The organism is Halopseudomonas formosensis (genome assembly GCF_900115905.1).
GTDB classification, from domain to species: Bacteria; Pseudomonadota; Gammaproteobacteria; order Pseudomonadales; family Pseudomonadaceae; genus Halopseudomonas; species Halopseudomonas formosensis.
Map to the genome: position 1 here is coordinate 45,733 of NZ_FOYD01000007.1, position 20,700 is coordinate 66,432.

At 63.7% G+C, this 20,700-nt stretch carries 17 protein-coding genes; 5 read left to right on the forward strand and 12 right to left on the reverse strand.

Annotated elements, in window-relative coordinates:
* Positions 1–33: 33 nt before the first annotated feature.
* The 7 genes from BM046_RS10815 to BM046_RS10840 all read right to left on the reverse strand — a co-directional run bounded on the left by BM046_RS10815 (position 34) and on the right by BM046_RS10840 (position 9,930).
* Positions 34–1,479 (reverse strand): HlyD family type I secretion periplasmic adaptor subunit, encoded by a 1,446-nt coding sequence (locus tag BM046_RS10815; protein WP_090539376.1) that lies wholly within the window; start codon positions 1,477–1,479, stop codon positions 34–36.
* Positions 1,476–3,611 (reverse strand): type I secretion system permease/ATPase, encoded by a 2,136-nt coding sequence (locus BM046_RS10820; protein WP_090539378.1) that lies wholly within the window; start codon positions 3,609–3,611, stop codon positions 1,476–1,478. The genes BM046_RS10815 and BM046_RS10820 overlap by 4 nt, the downstream gene beginning before the upstream one ends.
* Positions 3,612–3,779: 168 nt before the next feature.
* Positions 3,780–5,507 (reverse strand): TolC family outer membrane protein, encoded by a 1,728-nt coding sequence (locus tag BM046_RS10825; RefSeq protein WP_177197844.1) that lies wholly within the window; start codon positions 5,505–5,507, stop codon positions 3,780–3,782.
* Positions 5,508–5,745: 238 nt separating this feature from the next.
* Complete coding sequence (locus tag BM046_RS10830; RefSeq protein WP_090539383.1) at positions 5,746–6,534, reverse strand: response regulator transcription factor; 789 nt, start codon at positions 6,532–6,534, stop codon at positions 5,746–5,748.
* A 160-nt stretch (positions 6,535–6,694) separates the two neighbouring features.
* Positions 6,695–6,886 (reverse strand): helix-turn-helix transcriptional regulator, encoded by a 192-nt coding sequence (locus tag BM046_RS16405; RefSeq protein ID WP_235818627.1) that lies wholly within the window; start codon positions 6,884–6,886, stop codon positions 6,695–6,697.
* Between the two features lie 12 nt (positions 6,887–6,898).
* Entirely contained in the window at positions 6,899–7,474 is a 576-nt protein-coding gene (locus BM046_RS10835) for a response regulator (RefSeq protein WP_235818628.1), read from the reverse strand.
* Entirely contained in the window at positions 7,471–9,930 is a 2,460-nt protein-coding gene (locus BM046_RS10840) for an ATP-binding protein (RefSeq protein ID WP_090539384.1), read from the reverse strand. The genes BM046_RS10835 and BM046_RS10840 overlap by 4 nt, the downstream gene beginning before the upstream one ends.
* Positions 9,931–10,133: 203 nt before the next feature.
* Here BM046_RS10840 and BM046_RS10845 point away from each other — a divergent pair, with 203 nt between their 5' ends.
* On the forward strand, positions 10,134–12,971 hold the full coding sequence (locus BM046_RS10845; RefSeq protein WP_090539590.1) for a putative bifunctional diguanylate cyclase/phosphodiesterase: 2,838 nt from the start codon (positions 10,134–10,136) through the stop codon (positions 12,969–12,971).
* Positions 12,972–12,980: 9 nt separating this feature from the next.
* On the opposite strand, the gene zwf is transcribed toward BM046_RS10845, so the two are convergent.
* The gene (gene zwf, locus BM046_RS10850; RefSeq protein ID WP_268875176.1) at positions 12,981–14,450 is read right to left on the reverse strand and encodes a glucose-6-phosphate dehydrogenase; all 1,470 of its coding nucleotides are present in this window, start codon (positions 14,448–14,450) and stop codon (positions 12,981–12,983) included.
* Positions 14,451–14,543: 93 nt separating this feature from the next.
* Between zwf and hexR the strand changes: the two genes are divergently transcribed.
* The 3 genes from hexR to BM046_RS10865 are packed head-to-tail and all read left to right on the forward strand — an operon-like array spanning position 14,544 to position 16,567.
* Complete coding sequence (hexR, locus tag BM046_RS10855; protein WP_090539386.1) at positions 14,544–15,419, forward strand: transcriptional regulator HexR; 876 nt, start codon at positions 14,544–14,546, stop codon at positions 15,417–15,419.
* 3 nt (positions 15,420–15,422) lie between these two features.
* Complete coding sequence (locus BM046_RS10860; protein WP_090539388.1) at positions 15,423–16,277, forward strand: DUF2071 domain-containing protein; 855 nt, start codon at positions 15,423–15,425, stop codon at positions 16,275–16,277.
* 11 nt (positions 16,278–16,288) lie between these two features.
* Complete coding sequence (locus tag BM046_RS10865; protein WP_090539390.1) at positions 16,289–16,567, forward strand: peptidylprolyl isomerase; 279 nt, start codon at positions 16,289–16,291, stop codon at positions 16,565–16,567.
* Positions 16,568–16,613: 46 nt separating this feature from the next.
* Here BM046_RS10865 and sodC read toward each other — a convergent pair whose 3' ends face one another.
* The 4 genes from sodC to BM046_RS10885 form a co-directional block, all read right to left on the reverse strand.
* On the reverse strand, positions 16,614–17,141 hold the full coding sequence (gene sodC / locus BM046_RS10870; RefSeq protein WP_090539392.1) for a superoxide dismutase family protein: 528 nt from the start codon (positions 17,139–17,141) through the stop codon (positions 16,614–16,616).
* Positions 17,142–17,214: 73 nt separating this feature from the next.
* Entirely contained in the window at positions 17,215–18,144 is a 930-nt protein-coding gene (locus BM046_RS10875; RefSeq protein ID WP_090539393.1) for a DUF808 domain-containing protein, read from the reverse strand.
* A 136-nt stretch (positions 18,145–18,280) separates the two neighbouring features.
* Entirely contained in the window at positions 18,281–18,799 is a 519-nt protein-coding gene (locus BM046_RS10880) for a cytochrome b (protein ID WP_090539395.1), read from the reverse strand.
* A 75-nt stretch (positions 18,800–18,874) separates the two neighbouring features.
* Positions 18,875–19,690, reverse strand: coding sequence for a DODA-type extradiol aromatic ring-opening family dioxygenase (locus BM046_RS10885; protein WP_090539397.1), 816 nt, complete (start codon positions 19,688–19,690; stop codon positions 18,875–18,877).
* A 103-nt stretch (positions 19,691–19,793) separates the two neighbouring features.
* Between BM046_RS10885 and BM046_RS10890 the strand changes: the two genes are divergently transcribed.
* Positions 19,794–20,693, forward strand: coding sequence for a LysR family transcriptional regulator (locus tag BM046_RS10890; RefSeq protein ID WP_090539398.1), 900 nt, complete (start codon positions 19,794–19,796; stop codon positions 20,691–20,693).
* The last annotated feature ends 7 nt before the right edge of the window (positions 20,694–20,700 follow it).

A 20,700-nucleotide genomic window follows, 5' to 3' on the forward strand; every position in this document is an offset into this window, starting at 1 on the left:
ATATCAAGACGGCAGTCGCCGCCACCAATAGTTTCAGCGCTCGCTCAAGGCGTTGGCCTTGGCGCGCAACAAGGGTTTGAGCAGATACGACAGAATGCTTTTCTTGCCGGTCATGATGTCCAGCTGTGCGGTCATGCCGGGGATCACCGACAGGCGTTCGATAAAGTCGCCGTCGGTGGTCATGGCCCGCACCAGGTAATAGGTGTTGTCGCGCTCGTCGGTAATGGTGTCGGCGCTGATGTGCTGCAGGGTCGCGGAGACCCCGCCATAGATGGAAAAGTCGTAGGCGTGCAGCTTGATAGTCGCTGGCAACCCCGGCCGCAGGAAGGCGATGTCCTTGGGTGCGATCTTCGCCTCCACCAGCAGGCGGTCGTCGGCGGGGACGATCTCGACCACCGCCGAGCCCGGCTGCACCACGCCACCGATGGTGTTGTACAGCAGCCGCTGCACGGTACCGTTGACCGGGGAGCGGATCTCCGCGTGCTTCACCCGGTCGGCCAGGCCATCGACGTTCTGGCTGAGGCTGTTGAGTTCGGCGTTGGCCTGACTCAGCTCGGCACGCCACTGGTTGCGCATGCTCAGATCTACCTCTGCCATGCGCGCCTCGGCTTCCTGAATCCCGGCTTCGGCCTGGCGGACGCGGGCTGCGGCGGAGCGCCGTTCGCCATCGGCGGCGGCCTGGTCACGCTCAAGACGCAGGATATCAATTTCCGATACGGCGCCGGAGGCCAGCAGCGGACGGGTCACGTTCAGCTCCTGGCTGGACATGCGGTAGGCTTGCTCGGCGGCACGCAGACGCGCGCGGGCCTCGTCCAGTTCCTGGTGGCGCTGGGCATGCTGCTCACGGGCCACCGACAGGCGCTGCTCCAGCTCACCAATGCTGGCATAGTAGTAGTTCTCTTCCTGGGTAAGCACTTGCTGCTGGGCGGCATTCAGGCTGTCGTCGGGAATCACGCCGTAGGGCTGGTCGTTGATCAGCGCGCGCAGCCGGGCGACCTTGGCGCGCAGAGCGAAGGCGCGCATGCTGCCCTCCTGGAAGCTGGCGACGAAGCGGGTTGGATCGATACGCACCAGCACCTCGCCCTGGGCGACCTGCTCGCCTTCGCGGATCAGCACCTCCTGCACCACACCGCCATCCACCGACTGCACTATCTGCAGCTGTTGCGAGGGAATCACCTTGCCTTCGCCACGGGTGACCTCATCAACCTCGGCCAGCGCCGCCCAGACCAGCAATATCAGGCAGACCGCGACAATCACGTACAGCAGGCTACGGGCGCGCAACACCTGCTGCTGCTCGATGGCCTGCTCGGCATCCTGCTGCCAGTCGCGGGACTGCCGGCGGAAGGCGGCGAACAGCGGTGCGAACAGCCGGTCGACACCGCGCTCGCCCACCGCACCGAGCCGGCTCAGCCGCTCGACCTGCTCGAAGCCGTGCTGCTCGGCGAGCTTGCCCTGGTCCTGCTGCTGGCGCTCGGTCATGGCGCGGCCCTCGCGATGCTGCCCTGCTCCAGTGCCTGCAGCACCTTGTGTTTCGGGCCATCGGCGATGATCTGCCCGGCGTCCATGACGATCAGCCGGTCGACCAGCTCCAGCAGGCTGACACGATGGGTGACCAGCAGCAGGGTACGGCCCTGGCTGAACTGCATCAGCGCCTTGCGCACGTGGTTTTCCAGCGCGCTGTCCATGGCGCTGGTCGGCTCGTCGAACAGCAGCATGCTGCTGTCGGCCATCACCGCCCGGGCCACCGCCAGCGCCTGGCGCTGGCCGCCGGACAGCCGGCTGCCGCGCTCGCCCACCGGCATCGACAGGCCATCAGCGTGGTTGCCGACCAGCGCCTTGAGCCCGGCGATATTGATCGCCTGCTGCAACTGCTCACTGCTCGGCTGCTGCAGGCCCAGGGTGATGTTGTCGTACACGCTGCCGCTGAGCAGCTGCACGTCCTGGGGGATGTAGCCAATGCTGCGGCGCAGCTCGGCGGGGTCGATCTGCTGCAGATGCACGCCATCGACCAGCACCTGGCCGGAGGTGGGCTGATACAGGCCGAGGATGAGTTTCTCCAGGGTGGTCTTGCCCGAGCCGTTGCAACCGAGGATGCCGACCCGCTCGCCGGCGCGGATATGCAGGGAGACCCCGCTGAGCGCGTTGCGCTGCTCACCCGGGTAGGCGAAGCAGACGTTGCGCAGCTCGATCTCGCCGCGCAGCCGCGGCCGGCTGATGAGCTGGCGACCGGGCTTGCGTTCCTGCTCGTTGGCCATCAGCTGCTCCACCGACTCCAGTGCGGTGGCCGCCTGGTAGTACTGAGTCAACAGCGAGGCGGTCTGCGAGATCGGCGCCATCGCCCGGGACGACAGCATGTAGGCGGCAATCAGGGCGCCCTGGCTGATCTGCCCGTCAATCACCAGGTACACACCGACGATGATCATGCTTACCGCCACCAGTTGCTGGACCCAGGAAGCCAGCGCACCGACCGACATGCCCAGCAGGCGCTGCTTGCCGGCGCAACCGGAGAGAAAGCGCGTGGCCTGCTCCCAGCTGCTCTGCATGCGGCTGGTGGCATTGAAGCTCTTCAGGGTTTCCAGGCTGCCCAGGCTTTCGATCAGCCCCGAATTACGCTGGGCGCTGGCCTGGTTCATGGTCTCACTCAGGTGGCGCATGCGCGCCTGCACCGACAGCGCGTAGACCACAATCAGCGCCGCACCGACCAGCACCGGAATCACCATCGGCCAGGCGATCAGCAGGATGATCAGTGCGAACAGCAGGAAGAAGGGCAGATCGATCAGCGCGGTGACCGTCATCGAGCCGATGAACGAGCGCACCGACTCGAAGGACTGCACGTTGGCGGCGAAGGAGCCGACCGAGGCCGGGCGATGCTCCAGGCGCATGCCGAGGATGCGCTGCATGATCCGCGCCGATAGCTTGATATCGGCACGGCTGGCGGCCAGTTCGACGAACCAGCTGCGCAACAGGCGCAGCAGCAGGTCGGCACAGACGATGATCGCCGCGCCCAGCGCCAGCACCCACAGGGTATCGGTAGCCTGGTTGGGCACCACCCGGTCATACACGTTCATCACGAACAGCGGCATGGCCAGGGCGAACAGGTTGATGAACAGCGCCGCCAGCAGCACATCGCGGTAGACCGGGCGGTTGGTACGGATCACGCTCCAGAACCAGTGTCCGCGGGTATCGTCCTCGACATCGGTGATGGTGTCGCCGTTCTCGGCGCGGAAAGCCGGACGGCAGTAGATCAGCAGCCCACTGTAGCTGGTATTGAACTCCTCCAGGGTCAGTTGCTGAGGCTGCATGCCCAGCTCAGGCCACAGCACTTCAACCTGACTGCCCCTGGTATCCAGCTGGCGTAGAATGCAGGCGCGATTGTCCTTGAGCAGCACCACGCAGGGCAGCAAAAGCTGGTTCAGGCGCGCCAGCGGCTGTCGCGCGACGCTGGCTACAAGGCCAACGCGCTGCGCCGCTTCGGCAAAGAGTGAAGGCGACAGGCGGCCGTCCACCAGCGCGAGGCCATCAACGATGGCATCCCTGCTGGTGGTCACTCCATGCCTGCTGGCCAGCCATGACAGGCAGGTGGCCAGCGCGTCGTCAGGTAATGTGTCCATGCTCACCCTATCGCCGCGAGACGCGGCCCTCATCAAAAACGGGGTGTCGAGCACCCGCTTGACGACGGCCCTGTGCGGTGCTGCAGGCGTAGCGCAGGCGCGCTACACCCCGTTTTGCTGCACGACAGCCCGCCGCTGCAGACGGGACCCGTTCAGAGGACCAGCTGCTTATTCGGCGCGATTGATATGCAGCTCGACCCGGCGATTTTCTGCCCGGCCTTCAGCAGTGTTGTTGCTGGCCACAGGGCGATCGGCACCAGCGCCGGCCACCGTGATCATCGTCCGCTCGACGCCCTGCTGGATCAGGAACTCGCGCACCGATACCGCCCGCGCCAGCGACAACTCGCGGTTCAGGCTGGCCGAGCCCGTACTGTCGGTATGCCCAACGATGGTGATCGAGCGTAGCTCGCCCTGCTCCTGTACGCGCTGCAGCAGGTTCTGCAGGCGGGCTTCGGTGCCCGGACGGATCGCCGCGCTGCCGACATCGAACAGGACGTCACCACTCAGGTTGACCACCTGCTGGGCACGTTGGGGCTGCAGGTACTGGTCGATATCCAGCACACCACCGGCAACCACTTCGCAGTAGCGGCTGGCCGCGTCATGGGCCGGGGTGGCGCGCAGATCTTCCAGCGGCGGGATGGCGTCGCTGGACAGCGACAGGGTATTCATCAGCTCGCCCATGCTGTGCAGGGTATACAGCCGGGCGATCTGCAGGTCGTACCGGCCGTTGGTATAAGCGCGCTCGGCCTGGAAGGCTTCGTTCTCGGAGTCGAGTACGTCGAGCAGCGAGCGACGGCCGATATCGAACTGTTCGCGGTAGGCGACCAGTACCGCGGCGGAAGCGGTGCGATGCCGCTCCAGCGAAGCCAGGCGGCCCTGCAGGTTGAGCACATCGCCAAACGCGATAGTCGCCGTCTGGCGCAGGTCGACGCAGGTCTTGTCTCGCAGGCTTTCGGCCTGACTGATGCGCTGCCAGGCAGCGCGCTCGGCGGCGCGGTCGCTACCACCGCGGTACAGATTGTAGCGAGCGCGCAGCTCGATGATACTCTCGTCTCCGTAGGAGCTGGGGTCAGTGCGGTTGTCGAAGCTGTTGTTGTTCTTGTAGGTACCGTGGCGCATGCCCAATTCAAGCGTCGGGTAACGGTTGGCCTTGGTTTCGCGCAGCGCCGCCTGGGCCACCTCAGTGTTCTCGAAGGCGGCATACAGCGCCGGGTTGTTAGCGTAGACGTTTCTCAGCACCTGGCCGAGCTCCGCTGGTATCCGCGCCGCTGGAACCTCATAGGGCTGCAGTTGCTCGGCTGGCAGCTGGCCGACCAGGCGCTGGTAGCGAGCGGTCACACTCTGCAGGTTGGCCACTTCGGTCATCAGGTTGGAGCGCGCCAGTGACAGGCGGCCCTCAATCTGCTGCAGGTCGGCGCGGTTGCTGACGCCACGCTCGGCGCGCTGGCCGACATGCTCATAGACACGCTGGTGGTTGGCCAGGTTGTCCTGCGCCAGCTTCACCAGCTCGCGGTGACGTTGCACGCTGAGATAGGCCTCACTGGCCTCAAGGGCCTTGGTCTCGGCTTCATCGAGCAGCTCGTAGTAACGCACACGGCTGGTGTGGTCCGCCTTGGCCAAGGCGTTGCGCACACGGAAGCCGTCGAACAGCATCTGAGTCAGCGAGATTTCTGCGTAATTGCGGGAATAGTCACTGCGGTTGTCGAACTGCCGGTTGGCCTGACCTACAGAGGCGCTCAGGTCGATGCTCGGCAGGTAGCCTCCGAACACTTCCCGGCGATCCTCGGTCGAGGCATGGAAGGCATCCAGGTGTGCGCGCAGCTCGGGGTTGGTATCCAGCGTGGTCTGGACCACGGACAGCAGATCGGTACTCTGCTCCGCAGCCGGAGCCATCATGGGGGCTATCCCGAGGCAAACTGCAAGTGCCAGACGGACGAAGGGAGCTTCCTTATGCATGCTTTCCTCTCAATTGACTCGAGTTACGTGTTCTGTCACCGATGACCCGGCAGCCGGGCGGCCGCTGAAACCGGTATTGGAGCAAAAAGAGTGCACCGCCACTTTTGGCGGAGCGGATAATGTCTTTGCGCGAGGGCCCGAAACCCTGTGCCCACTGCGGTGTTACGGATCATGGCCGTCAAGCGCCCCCCCACTGCTTCATCTCGCGGATCTGTTTGCGAAAGACACTTGGCGTCATCCCCGTACGCTCGCGGAAAGACGTGGCAAAATTGGCCGCGCTGCGAAAGCCGATCAGATCGGCGATGTCCTGGATGGTTGCGTTACTGCTGGCCAGCAGCTCCTGGCTCTTGCGCAGGCGCTGCTCGCGGATATAGGCATATACCGTCACACCCAGATAGCGACGGAAGATGGTCGTCAACCGTTTGCCATGGGTGCCGACCAGCCGCGCTATTTCCCTCAGCGGCGGCGGGGCGTCCAGTTGCTGGTCGATCAGACGCATGGCAGCACGCAGGGTGATTTCATCGGCGTCCTGCGGGAGTTGCTGGTCAGGCGGGTCCCGCTGTTCGGTACGCTGCACGCCCCGAGCCAGATGGATACAGATGCGAGCCATGACTTCTTCCGGGACGAAAGGCTGGGTAACGTAGTCGACAGCACCCAGAGCGAAACCCTGCAGACGATCTTCAACCGTCGAGACCGTGCTGAGAAAAATGATGGGGATATGCCGCGCGGCGGGGGTTTCGCGCAATAGCCGGCATAGCGTCAGGCCATCCATCTTCGGCATCTGCACATTGAGCAGAATCAGATCGGGAGGCAGCGCCTGTGCACGCTGCAATCCCTGCTGAGATGTGGTCGCCATGGATATCCGTACCCCGGCGGACTGCATCTGGCTCAACAACACACGCAGTTCTTCCGGTCGGGGATGTATCAGCAAGATATGGGATTCTTTTAGAGTCCTGGTACCGCCCATCGACCCGTCCCCAAATCAATCAACCGATCTGAAATTGACACGTCTCGATAGCCAGACATGCCGGCCGTCGCAATTTTTCCACAAGAAGCTGGCAGGAACCTTTGGTAGAGAGCCTCATTCTTTTGGCTGAGGGCACAACCCTGCTACAGCGAGACGGGAATCACTGCTGCTCGCTCTGGACTCGCTTACGAAAGGCAGTAGGCGTCATACCGGTTTTCTCGCGAAAAGCAGTAGCGAAGTTGGCGGGACTGCGAAAACCGACCAGTTCGGCGATATCCTGGATGCTCAGATGACTGCCGGCCAAAAGCTGCTGGCTCTTGCGCAAACGCTCCTCACGCAGGAAGCCGAACACGGTGATACCCAGTTACCGCCGGAAGATGGCGGACAGCTTCTTGTCATGCGTGCCAACCTGCCGGGCGATGTCTGACAATGTCGGCGGCGCATCCAGTTGCTGGGCAATCAGTCGCATGGCGGCATGCAGGATGACCTGATCAGGGTCTCGCACCGCCTCCCCGTAGTCGACATTGACCTCGGCCGGGCTATCCCGCCGCGCCAGTTGTACATGGATCCGGATGCGCGCCAGCACCTCCTCCGGGGCGAACGGCTTGACGACATAGTCCACGCCGCCCAGGGTCAAGCCCTGCAGGCGCTGCTCGACGGCCACGGCCGACGTGAGGAAGATGATTGGGATCTGCCTGGTCTGCGGCGCCTCCTGCAGCAGGCGGCATACGGCGAAGCCATCCATCTGCGCCATGTGCACATCCAGCAGGATCAGATCCGGGCGCAATGCCTGGGCCCGTTGCAGCGCCTGCCGCGGCTCGGTCAGCAGGGACAGCCGCATGCCAGCCGAACGAATCAGACCCGACAGCGGCCGAAGCGTTTCCGGACAGTCATCGATGATCAGGACATGGATACCCTGGGGAGGCACTGTATGGCTCATGGCTGCAACCTGTCCTTGTACCCCTGCCGAGGATGGCGGGCATCCCGGCCCGGCTCGCCACACGCTGGTGCCGGGACAGGCGTCTGGTTCAGAGTACTGTCAATCAAGCGTAACAGTCTATCGGTCCGGGCCGGCTTCAGTATCGAGGCATCGAATGCCAGATGGCGATATTCATCCGGTGGCCTTGGCGGCGAAGCCGAATGCAGAATGACCGGCAGCTCAGGTCGGTGCTGCCTGATCCAGTCCAGCAGCACCCAGCCACTGGACAGCGGCATGTACTGGTCACAGAGCACCAGGTCGGGGGACTCCCCGGCCAGCCAATCCAACGCCTGGTCGACATCGGCACAGGCCTGCACCTCATAATCGTAGCCACACAGCAACTCATGGATCAGCTCCCGGCTGAGGTCAGCATCGTCCACCACCAGAATGCACTTACCCTCTCCATTCACGCTGAGCAGATGACTTTCCTGCATGACCGTGTCCAGCTCCTGCTCCGCCGCCAGCTCCAGCTGAAGGGTGAAGCTGAAGCGGCTGCCACCACCGGCCGGACAGGCGATGTGCAAACGGCTATCCATCCGCTCCAGCATCTGCCGGACGATATACAGACCCAGCCCGACACCCTCGTGCCGCGCCGCGTTGCTGGCACGCTGGAAGGGCTCAGTCAACTGCGCCATTTCCGCCGGAGGAATGCCGATACCGCTGTCCTGCACACTGAAATCGAGCAGTACCCACCCGTCTTCGCTCTGGACGCCCCGACTGACGCGGAGCGTGATGGTACCGTTGAGGGTGAACTTCCCGGCATTGGCCAGCAGGTTGACCAGTATCTGGCGCAACCGCCGGAAGTCGGCATTGACCAGCAACGGCAGGTCGTCGGCCAGCAGGCAAGTAAAATGATTGTGGTTGCGCTGGGCGAGAAAGTGACCGATCTCCTCGATCTCCCGCAGGAAGCCGAACAGGTAACCCGGTGCCATCAGCAACTCCATCTGCTGCAGCTCGCTGCGGGAAAACTCCAGCAGCTCGTCGATCAGCTCCAGCTGCAGCCTCGCGTGCTGTTCGATATACCGGGCATGTTCCTGTTCGGCACCCTGTATCCGTCTGGCGCTGTCGAGGATGCCCTGCATCGGGGTGCGCAGGTCGTGGCTGATGCGCGCCAGCAGGTGGTTCTGCGCCGACAGGGCGTCACGCAGCTGGCTGGTGCGCACGGTGACAGTGTGTTCGAGCCGCTCCCTTTCAGTCTGCTTCAACTGGTCGATATCCAGCAGCGCGCGCTTTTCCCGCTGACGCCCCCACTGCACTTGACTGATCAGGGTGTACATCAGCAAGAGTGCATTTGGCAACACGGACATCGAATACCAGCTGAACTCGTAAGTCGACATCTGCCACAGCTGCAACACGAAGCCCCCCTGTATTATTATCTGCAGTGCCAGCAGAGAGGGGAACAGGTAGCAGAACCAGTTATAGCCCAGCCGAAGGTGGTGCCCGTACCAGGTCACCAGCAGCATGAGCAAGGCCGATACACCACTGACCGCCCAGCTCAGGGTATTGTCCAGCCACACCCCGCCCAGCCCAACCTGTCCCAGTCCGTACAACACCAGCAGGGCCTGCCAGCCACTGAGCAGATGACCACACCAACGCGGAAACCGGCGCACCTGCAACAACAGGCGAAGATAGCCGACCACCGCCACGCCCATGGCGGCGCGCAGCAGGATGATCAGATTACTGTCCAGCCGCGGCGCATCCGGCCACAGATGGACAAAGCCATAACCAGCACGCAAGGCGACGTACAATACATACAGCATGACTACCAGAGCGTGGGCAATCAGCAGCGGCCAGCGATAGATTGAGCCTACCACCAGGCACAGCAGCACCAGCAGCCCGGCGATACCGAACACCATACCGTCGGCAGTGCTCTCGGCCATGCGGATGCGCGACAGGCCCTCGTGCGACAGCACCATCGGCTGCATGGCCAGTGGCGGCGAATTGCTCATGCGCAGGACGAAGGTGCGGGACTGCCCTGCCGGCAACTGCAGCTCGAAGGCCGGCAGGCGCAGTGGCGAATCCCAGCTCTGCAATGGCCAGTCGGCGCCCGCCACACGCTGCTGCCATTGCTCCTCGTGCTTCTGGAACAGCCGCATATCACGGGCCCGGGGCGCACCGGGAAACAGCCACATGCGACAATTCTCAGAGCCCGTGTTGACCACATCGAAGCGCAGCCATAACGCCGCGCTGGCCAGGTTCGGACGCAGGTGCGGCAGCTCCATCGAATCCAGCTCCACGGTGTTGAGAACGCCATCCAGCGTCTGCTCACCGTAGACATCTTCGTACACCTGCAGCCAGGGCTGCAGGTCTATACGCTCGCTATCGCAAGACGCCAGCTGCAATGCCTTGGCCTGGGCCAACGCAGGCAGCCAGAGCAGGACGAGCCACACAAGGGCAAGGGGTAACGGCACGGGCATATAAAATCACGACAAGAAGACATGCTGGCGGAAGTCATGCTGATGATACCCGCAAAATCGCTGTATCGGGGCTGCTCCCGCCAGCGATCGGGGGATGTGCCGGGGCGCATCTCTGGTGTATGGTTTGCAGCTGGAACACCACCACATCATGGAAGAGTAATGACAACCCGGGACGCCCCGCCCTTTTGCAGGTTGATGCCAGCATGAGCTACAGCGAGCGACGCATTACCGCTGCGGCAGCTGATCAGCGCCTGCACCAGATAGACCTGCTGTTTCTCTATTCTCGACTATCCCAGTGGTTGGTGTTGCTGGCGGCGGTGGTAATAGCGGTGCTGACCTGGGAGCATACTTCCCACTCCTTGGTGTTGAGCTGGCTGGCGGCTATCTTTGGCCTGGCCCTGCTGCGGGTGCGTATCGCCCACGCCTATCAACGCAGTTCGGTGGAACAACGTCTGCGTCCTTACTGGGTCGCCCTGCTCTACACCGGCAATTTCTTTTCCGGGTTGGCGCTGGGTCTGATTCATGTATTGCTGGTCCCGGCAGACAGCTTTGCTGTGCAGGCCAGCACCTATGCCGTGGCTGGGGGGGTGATGATCTGCGTCAGCATCATTCACGCACATCGCTTCAGCGCCTTCCTCAGTGTGGCCCTGCCCGGCTGGTTGCTGCCATCGCTGTTCCTGCTGCTGCAGAAGGACGCCAGCAGTCCCTACTGGGGACTCATGGGGATCACCCTGTTCGGTTGCATCCTGCTGGCGGCGGCCTACCTCAATCATTCGGCGAACCGGGCCCTGCAGAGCAACCTGCGCAACCAGGCGCTGCTGTTCCGGCTGGACGAGGCCCGTCAGCAGGCGGAGGCGCTGAACCTACAGCTGACCGGCGAGATCCAGCGCCGCCGGCAGGCGGAGCAGGAGCTGCGCAACAGCCACGATGCCCTGGAGCACCGGGTGGCACAGCGCACCACCGAACTGCAGCAGACCCAGGCCCGCCTGAGCATGGCGCTGGAGGCCAGTGCCCTGGGGCTGTGGGACTGGGATCTGCGGACCGATATCGTCTACCACTCCCACCTCGAGGAGATCTTCGGCCTCGAGCAGAGCCAGGTCACCATGCTCGGCGACCTCAGACCCAGGGTGCATCCGGATGATCTGGGCCGGGTGCGCGAGGCGTTGATCCGTCACTTCAAGGACGGCACGCCCTATTGCATTGAATACCGGGTCCGCCATCAGCAGGGCCACTGGGTCTGGGTGGAGGACAACGGGCGCGCCGTGGACCGGGACATCAACGGCCGGGCCCAGCGCATGATAGGCACCCGGCGCGACATAACCGCCCGGCGCCAGCGCCATGACCTGGACCGGCTCGCCGCGACCGTATTCGAAGCCACTTCCGATGGCATCTTCATCCTCGACCCGACCTTACGGGTGCTGGCGGTCAACCAGGCCTTCAGCGTCATCACCGGCTACGCCGCCAGAGACATACTCGAGCAGCCGCTGTTCAGCCTGAGCAGCGATCCGGAAACCCTGGACACCTATGCCCGCATGCGCGCCGCGCTGCGCAACCAGGACCGCTGGGAGGGCGAAGTGATAGAGCAGCGCCGCAGCGGTGAACGCTATCCCCAGTGGCTGCAGCTGACCGTGGTACGCAACGAGCTGAACGAGATCACCCACTACGTCGGGTTCTTTGCCGACCAGACCATTCGGCGCAAGACCGAGGAACAGCTGCGCTACCTGTCCGATCATGATCCCCTGACCCAGCTGGCAAACCGCAGTCTGTTCACCCACAGTCTGGAAGAGGCAACCGCCGCCGCCCGAGCCCAGGGCCAGCACCTGACCCTGTTGCATATCGACCTGGACCGCTTCAAGTACATCAACGATACCCTGGGGCATATCCAGGCCGATGCCCTGCTGTGCGAGGTCGCCGACCGCCTCCGCAGCCTGCTGCCCGACGCCTTTATCCTGGCCCGCCTGTCCGCCGACGAGTTTGTGGTGGTCGAGCAGAACCTGTCCCAGCTGCAGACCAGGGCGCTGGCCGAAAAGCTGCTGCAGATACTGGCCGAACCCATCGTCCTCGGCGACAACGAACTCATCGTCTCGGCCTCCATCGGCATCAGCCTGTTCCCGGACAATGCCCGCAACAGCCTGCAGCTGATCAACAGGGCCAACCAGGCCATGCAGCATGCCAAGCGCATGGGCGGCAACTGCTTCAAGTTCTATTCCGCCGATCTGCCCAGTCCCAAGGCTGATCGTCTGCAGCTGGAGAACGAGCTGCGCAAGGCCATCACGGAGGAGCAGCTGCAGGTCCATTACCAGCCCAAACTGCACCTGAGCTCCAATCTGATCACCAGTGTCGAGGCCCTGGCCCGCTGGAAACATCCGACCCGGGGCATGCTGCCGCCCGCCGAATTCATCCCCATCGCCGAGGAAACCGGCCTGATACTGCAGCTGGGCAATCTGGTGCTGCGCCAGGCCTGCTCCCAGGCCAGCCAGTGGCTGCACGCGGGCCCCACGCCGATACGGGTGGCGGTGAACATGTCGGTGCAGCAGCTGCGCCAGCCGCGGTTCGCCGCCGAGGTGGCGGAAATACTGCGCGAGGCAGATCTGCCCGCCCATCTGCTGGAGCTGGAGCTGACCGAGAGCATGCTGCTCGAACAGAGCAGCGCGGTGGCCAACAACCTCAACGCTCTCGAGGAACAGGGGGTCAAGCTGTCGGTGGACGATTTCGGCACCGGCTATTCATCCCTGGCCTACCTCAAGCATTTCCCGATTCACAGCCTGAAGATCGACCGCGCTTTCATCAGCGAGCTGGATGAGCATTCCCGGGACTCGGCCATAGTGCGCGCTATCATCGCCATGGCGCACAGCATGAACCTGCAGGTGGTGGCCGAAGGGGTGGAGCAGGACAGCCAGCTGGCGTTCCTGCGTAATCAGGGCTGTGATGAGGTGCAGGGCTATCTGATCAGCAAACCGGTGCCGGCTCAGGTGCTGACCCAACTGCTGCAGCGCCGCCACGGAACCGGCAAGGCCGACCTTTCCTCGAGCGCCCGCTAGGGCGCGGGATCAGTCGCCGCGCTCATCAAACCAGGCGTGTCCGGCCCGCTCCAGCAGACTGTCGGCAGCCTCCGGCCCCCAGCTGCCTGCGGCGTAGCGTTTGGGCGAGCGGTACACCTCTTGCCAACCACCAATGATGGGGTCGACCCAGCGCCAGGCCGCCTCGATCTCGTCACGTCGCATGAAAAGTGTTGCATCGCCCTCGATTACATCCAGCAGCAAACGTTCGTAGGCATCCCAGCGGCGGCGCTTGAAGGCCTCGTCGAAATGCAGATCCAGCTCCACCTCCTGCAGCGCCATGCCGCGCCCCGGCGACTTGGCCATCAGTGACAGACTGATGCTCTCGTCCGGCTGCAGGCGGATGACCAGGCGGTTGCCCTCCGGCGTGGTGCCGGGGAACAGCCGGTGGGGTACCGACTTGAACTGGATGACGATCTCCGACTTGCGCTGGGCCAGGGACTTGCCGGTGCGCAGGTAGAAAGGCACGCCGGCCCAGCGCCAGTTGTCGATCTCGGCGCGCAGCGCGACATAGGTTTCGGTATTGCTGTCGTGATCGACACTCTTCTCGAAGTAGTAGGCGGGCAAGGTCTCGCCGGCGCGCCGGCCTCTGGAATACTGCCCGCGCACGGTCTGATCCTGCACATCCATGCCGGTGATCGGCCGCAGCGCCTCGAGTATCTTGAGCTTCTCGTTACGCACCGCCTCCGGCTCGAAATGCACCGGCGCCTCCATGGCCACCAGACACAGCAGCTGCAGCAGATGGTTCTGCACCATGTCGCGCATGGCGCCGGCCTGATCGTAGTAGGCGCCGCGGTTTTCCACGCCCACGGTCTCCAGTACGCTGATCTGTACATGATCAATGTGGCCGTTGCGCCACAGCGGCTCGAACAGGGCATTGCCGAAGCGCAGGGCCAGCAGGTTCTGCACCGCTTCCTTGCCGAGAAAATGATCGATGCGGAACACCCGGGACTCGTCGAACACGCTGCCGATCTGATCATTGACCCGCCGGGCGGTGGCCAGACTTTCGCCCAGGGGCTTCTCCAGCACTATGCGCGCCTGATCATCGACCAGACCGGCGCCGTGCAGATGCAGCGCCGTGGGGGCGAACAGATCGGGCAGCGTGGCCAGATAGAAGACCCTGACCCGCCCCGGGCTGTCGCCCAGATGGCGCGCCAATCTGGCAAATTCCAGCCGCTGACTGATGTCCAGGGGCATGTAGTCCAGACGTGCGGAGAAACTTCCCCAGCTGTCCTCGCTGAAGTCGGCGCTGGCCACATGCTGGCTGACATGCCGGCGCACCAGCCTGCGATAGGCCTCGGGTTCATGCCGCGCCCGGGCCAGGGCGAGAATGCGGGTCTGCGGATGCAGATGACGATCCCGATGCAGGTAATACAGGGCTGGCAGCAGCTTGCGCATGGCCAGATCGCCGGTGCCACCGAAAACCACGATATCGCAGGCATTGCCCCAACGCGCAGTCACTGGAGTCCTCCTCGGAAAAGCGGAGGGGCGTTTTTTGTAGTATAACTACAAGACATAAGCACGCCCCGATCCGCAGACTAACATGAAGCCACCGTGAATTTGCTCCAACATATTGCAGGCAATCGCGACTCCCTCCGCAAGTCGGAGCTGAAGGTTGCCGACCACGTTCTCAACCATGCCGCCCAGGTGATGCATTCATCCATGGCCGACCTGGCGCGGGAAGTGGGCGTCAGCGAGCCGACCATTGTGCGCTTCTGCCGGGCCATCGGCTGCAGCGGTTTCCAGGATCTCAAGCTCAAGCTGGCCCAGAGTCTGGCCGCCGGCGCCAGTTTCGGTCAGTTTTCGATCAGCGAGGACGACAGTATCGAGGAGCTGTCGCACAAGATCTTCGATACCACCCTGGCGACCCTGATGGATGTGCGTGAAAGCCTGGATGCCGATGCCATGGAGCAGGCGATCCTGGCCATGGCCGAGGCACGGCGTGTGGAGTTCTACGGTTTCGGTGCCTCCGGCGCCGTGGCCAGTGATGCCCAGCACAAGTTCTTCCGTCTGCAGGTCTCCACCGCTGCCTATTCCGACCCGCACATGCAGGCCATGTCGGCGGTGACCCTCGGCCCCTATGATGTGGCGGTGGCCATCTCCCAGACCGGCCGAACCAAGGACCTGCTGCATTCCGCCTCGCTGGTGGTGGAAACCGGTGCGACCCTGATCAGCCTGTGCCCGAGCAACACCCCGCTGGCGGAGCTGGGGCGCATTCATATCCCCATCGATGTTATCGAGGACACCGACATCTACACCCCGTTGTCCTCGCGTATCGCCCATCTGGTGGTGATCGATGTACTGGCCATGGGCATGGCCATGCGCCGCGGGCCCGAGCTGGTGAACCACCTGAAGAACGTCAAGCGGAGCCTGCGCGGATTACGGTTGTCAAACAAGGCTGGACAACGCCAGAACGACAATCAGGATTGATCCATGCATGACGTCGAGCGTGGCCCCGCTCCTGCCGAGCGGTCAGCCGTCCCGCTTGCCCGCGATCCGGGCCAGTCCCTGCGCTTCGCCGACCACTGGGTGCCGCCGACACCGGTCTCGGGCATCAACGTGCAATGCCGCCTGCGGCATTTCGCCATTGTCAGTTATGCGGTGGACCCGGAACCCCTGCGCGGCCTGATACCGCCACGCTTTCGCCTGGATACGGTACGTATCGACGGTCGCGATCAGGCGCTGGTCTCGGCAGTCCCTTTCCTCAATGTGGATTTCGGACTCGCTGCCTATCCGTCACCGACGCTGGAGATGGCCCAGGTGGACTACCGGGCCTATGTCATCGACCAGCACAGCGGCGAGCGCGCGGTCTGGTTTCTCGGCACCACCCTGGACTCCTGGACGCTGCCGCTGCCGCGCTACCTCTGGCAGCAGCCCTGGCACCCGGCACGCACCCGGTTCGACTGTGAACTCGAGCCCGGCGGCCAGTTCTACCGCCACTATCGCATGCATTCCGCCTCGGCCTGGGGCAGCGCCGAGCTGAGCCTGCGCCAACCGGTACAGCAGGCGCCGACCTATCCCGGCTTCGCCGACGAGGAGACCGCGCTGTTCTGCCTGACCCACCCGCTGGTAGGCTTCTATCACCGCCTGCGCGACCGCCGTCTCGGAGCCTACCGGGTCTGGCATGACCGCCTGGCAGTGCAGCCGGCGGAGCTGCTGAGCGCCCGATTCGCGCTGTTCGACCGCCTGGGACTGGTAAACTACGCCCGGCAGCAGTTCCCGCACAGCGTCCTGGTGCAGCCGATCAACGACTTTACCGTCTACCTGCCACCGACACGCCTCGAGTAAGGAGTCACCCCATGCCCGTTGCCATGGCCCGACACATTCTGGTCAAGACCGAGGATGAAGCGCTGGCGCTGAAGAAGCGTATCGCCGCCGGCGAAGCCTTTGATGTACTGGCCAGAAAGCACTCAACCTGCCCGTCAAAGAAGCGCGGCGGCGATCTGGGCGAGGTACGCCCGGGGCAGATGGTCCGGGCGATCGACCAGATCATCTTCAAGAAACCGCTGAAGGTGGTCCACGGCCCGGTCAAGACGCAGTTCGGCTGGCATCTGGTGCAGGTGTTCTACCGGGACTGACGCCGCCCACGGTCGGCAGCGTCAGATCAGGTCCCCGGACGGAGCCTCAGATAACGCCGCAGGCCAGACGCGCGCCACCGCCGCCGAGTGGTTCGGGGTGGTCGGCATGGTTGTCACCGCCGGCGTGGATCATCAGCGCGCGGCCGCTGATCTGATCAAGCTTGCTCAGACGCGGGGCCAGCACCGGGTAGTCCGCCACACCCTCGCCATTCACATACAGCGCAGGCAGATCGCCCAGATGACCATCACCCCAGGGGCCAGCATGCTCACCCGTCCCCTGGGGATCGAAATGACCGCCGGCGGCCTGGGCGGGGACCCTTTCGCCGTCCTTCTCCGCCGGGTCGCAGCTGCCGTTCTCATGCACGTGGAAACCGTGCAGGCCCGGTTCCAGGGACTTCAGTGCCGGGGTAAACAGCAGTCCATACCGGGTTTCGCTGATCTCGATATGGCCGATTTCCTGCTGCTGCCCCTGGGCATCCACCAGGTGAATGGTCACCTGCTGCGAAGCAGCCTGGGCGCCAATCGCCGCCAGACTCAGAGCGCCGGCGAGCAGCAGTCTTGTAGGCGTGTTCATGTGGCTCTCCTCTGATGGGAATGGTCGGATATCCACATCATCGGACAGACACCAGGCCGGCTTGTTCAGGCTTTCAGCCGTGCCGGGCCGGGCGACGGAACAGGCGGCTCCCCAGACCGACCACCGCAAAGATCAGCGCCCCGGCGAGGATGCCGACCCCGGCGGACATCACCGTGGGCAGCAGGCCGCCGAGGACCGAGCCGATCCAGGGGAGTTCCAGACTGTGTTCGGCGGTGTTCTCGATCCAGTGGCCGAGGGCGTGGAAGCCGTGGGTGAGAATGCCGCCGCCCACCATGAACATCGCCGCAGTACCCACCACCGACAGGGTCTTCATCAGCCAGGGCGCCAGCCACAGCAGGGCACCACCGAGCTTCTGCGAAAGGCCGCTGCCACGCTGACACAGGGCCAGCCCGGCGTCGTCGAGCTTGACAATGCCCGCTACCAGTCCATAGACACCAACAGTGACGGCCAGGGCAATTGTCGACAGCACCAGTACCTGGGTGGTGAAGGTGGCGGCGGCGACCGTACCCAGGGTAATGGCGACGATCTCCGCCGAGAGGATGAAATCGGTACGCACGGCGCCGCTGATCTTGTCCTTCTCGAAGGCCACCAGATCCACCTTGGGGTCGCTCAGCGCCTGCAGCTTCTCTGCATGCCGTTCACTGTCGTCATGCAGGAAGCGGTGCGCCAGCTTCTCGAAACCCTCGTAACAGAGAAAGGCGCCACCCAGCATCAGCAGTGGCGTTATCAACCAGGGAATGAAGGCGCTGATCAGCAGGGCCCCCGGGACCAGAATCACCTTGTTGCGCAGCGACCCCTTGGCCACCGCCCAGACCACCGGCAGCTCCCGCTCGGCGCGAACGCCGGTGACCTGCTGGGCATTCAGCGCCAGGTCATCTCCCAGCACCCCGGCGGTCTTCTTCGCCGCCACCTTGCTCATCAGGGATACGTCGTCGAGCAGGGTGGCAATATCGTCAAGCAGGGCCAGCAGACTGGAAGCCAAGGGGGACACCTCATCGTATCGGGATACCCTGCATTATTGTCGCCGGCAGGGGTTTCAGCCAATCATTGATCAGAACGCACTGCGCCCCCGAAGTGGGGGCGCAGTAATGGTGCCGGCAGTAATGGTGCCGACGGGGTTACAGCATGCGCCGCAGCACGCCGTCCTTCTTCACCAGCTGATGCAGCAGGGCCATGCCGACGTGGCCCACCACCAGGATAAGCAGGGTCCAGGCAATCAGCGAATGGACGCTGCCCAGGGTTGCCATCCATTCGATGTCGGTGGCCCCACGGGCCACCAGCTGCTTGCCGAACGGGGACCAGCCGTAGCCATTGCCAATCATGATCATCAGCCCGGTGATCGGCAGCAGCATGCACAGGTAAAGCAACCCGTGGCCGGCCTTGACCAGCAGAGCGGTCGCCGGATCCTGCTCGGGTCGGTTTTTCCTCTGCCCGACGGCCCAGAGAATGCGCAGTACTATCAATACCAGCAGCAGCGAGCCGATGGAGATGTGCCAGGGCACCAGTGTCTGGCCGACCCAGTGCTCACCGTCGTTGATGCGGTCGAAGAACTTGAGGAACTGCCAGACGATCAGCAGCCCCATGCCCCAGTGGAAGAACCGGGTTAAAGCGCCATAGCGCTCCTTCGAATCATTCATGTCCTGCTCCTAGTCATCACTTCAAAGTCCGCTGCCGGAGTATATCCGCACAGGTCATCGGATATATATGGCGACTCAATCAAAACGGAACGCGGAAATGGTGGTCTGCATCACCCGTTCCGAATAGATCTTCTGCCCCGGCGCCGCGCCCCCCGCTCCGGCAGCCACCAGCAGCGGAATCAGGTGTTCCTCATGACCCCGGGGGTGACACTGGTAGGCCTGGGGCGCGGCGGCCCAGTCGGTGAGCAATCGCTCGCGCTCGGCCGCCGGGCTCTGCACCGCACGGGTCAGCCAGTCATCGAACTCGTCGGACACCGGCCCGAAGCGGGCATCGCCATAGGCCCGCATGTTATGGAAGCTCATGCCGCTGCCGATGATCAGGATATTGCGCTCGCGCAGCGTCTCCAGCGCGCGGCCCACAGCCAGATGCGTCGCCGGATCCAGATCGCTGCGCAGGGACAGCTGCAGCACCGGAATGTCCGCTTCGGGAAACACCAGCTTGAGCGGGATGAACATGCCATGGTCGTAGCCACGCTCGGGATCCACCTGCGCCGGCAGCTGTGCCGCATTCAGCAGCTCTGCCAGCTCGCCGGCCAGGGCCGGCGCACCCGGTGCCGGATAGGTCAGCTCATAGGTAGGCTGAGGAAAGCCGTAATAGTCATAGATAAGTTCCGGCCGGGGATGGCCGGTCAGCCGGAACTGCGGTTCGAGCCAGTGCGCCGAGACCATCACGATGGCACTCGGACGCTGGGGCAGGGTGCTGGCCAGGCCCCGCAGAAAACGCCCCATGCCGGCCCAGGTATCCGCCGGGTTCCAGTCCATGAAGAAACAGGGACCGCCGCCATGGGGAATGAACAGCGTCGGCTGACGCGTATCTTGTTGACCGTGCATGGATATACCCTCCAACTCTGTAGGCCGCCAGTATGGCTGCCCACCATGGGCATGAGAACAGGCTAATATGATCTGACACTTATGACTGATAGTAGGAAATGGGATGGATCGTGTTACCAGCATGCGGGTTTTCGTACGTGCCGCCAGCACCGGCAGCCTGTCTGCTGCGGCGCGCCATCTGGGCATGTCCCCGGCCATGGCAACCAAGCATGTGAATGCACTGGAAGCCCGGCTGGGGGTCAAGCTGTTTCACCGCACCACAAGGCGCCTGAGCCTGACCGAGGCGGGCAGCAATTATCTGGACGCCTGCCAGCGCATCCTGCCGGAGATTGACGAGGCGGAAGCCGCCGCAGCCTCCCAGCGCGTCAAGGCCAGCGGCCTGCTGCGCATGAACGTGCCGCTGTCCTTCGGTACGCGTTTTATTGCCCCGCTGCTGCACGGCTTCAGTCAGCAGCACCCGGAGGTCAGGGTGGAACTGGGCCTGAGCGATGCACTGCTGGACCTGATCGATGGCAACTGGGACCTGGCCATCCGCATCGGCCGGCTGGCCGACAGTCCGCTGCAGACCAGACAGCTCGGCGACAGCTGCATGAAGGTCTGCGCCGCCCCGGCCTATCTGGACAGGCGTGGCGTGCCGCGCACCGTGGCGGACCTGGCCCAGCACAACTGTCTGAGCTATACCCTGTCGGCCATGCAGAGCAGCAGTCACTGGGCATTCGGAGTCGAAGGAGAGCTGCGCGTCGCCGTCAGCGGGGATCTGCTGGCCAACAATGGCGATGCCCTGCTGGCGGCGGCCGTCGCCGGTCAGGGCATCATCTACCAGCCGGATTTCATCGTCAGTGAGGCGCTGCAACGGGGTGAGCTGCTGGAGCTGACGCTGGACAAACCGGTGGTCGAGCTGGGCGGCATCCATGTGCTCTACCCACCGGATCGCCGACCTCCGGCCAAGGTGCGGGTGATGATCGACTATCTGGCCCAGGTGTTCGAGCACGCGCCGTCGTGAAAGGGGG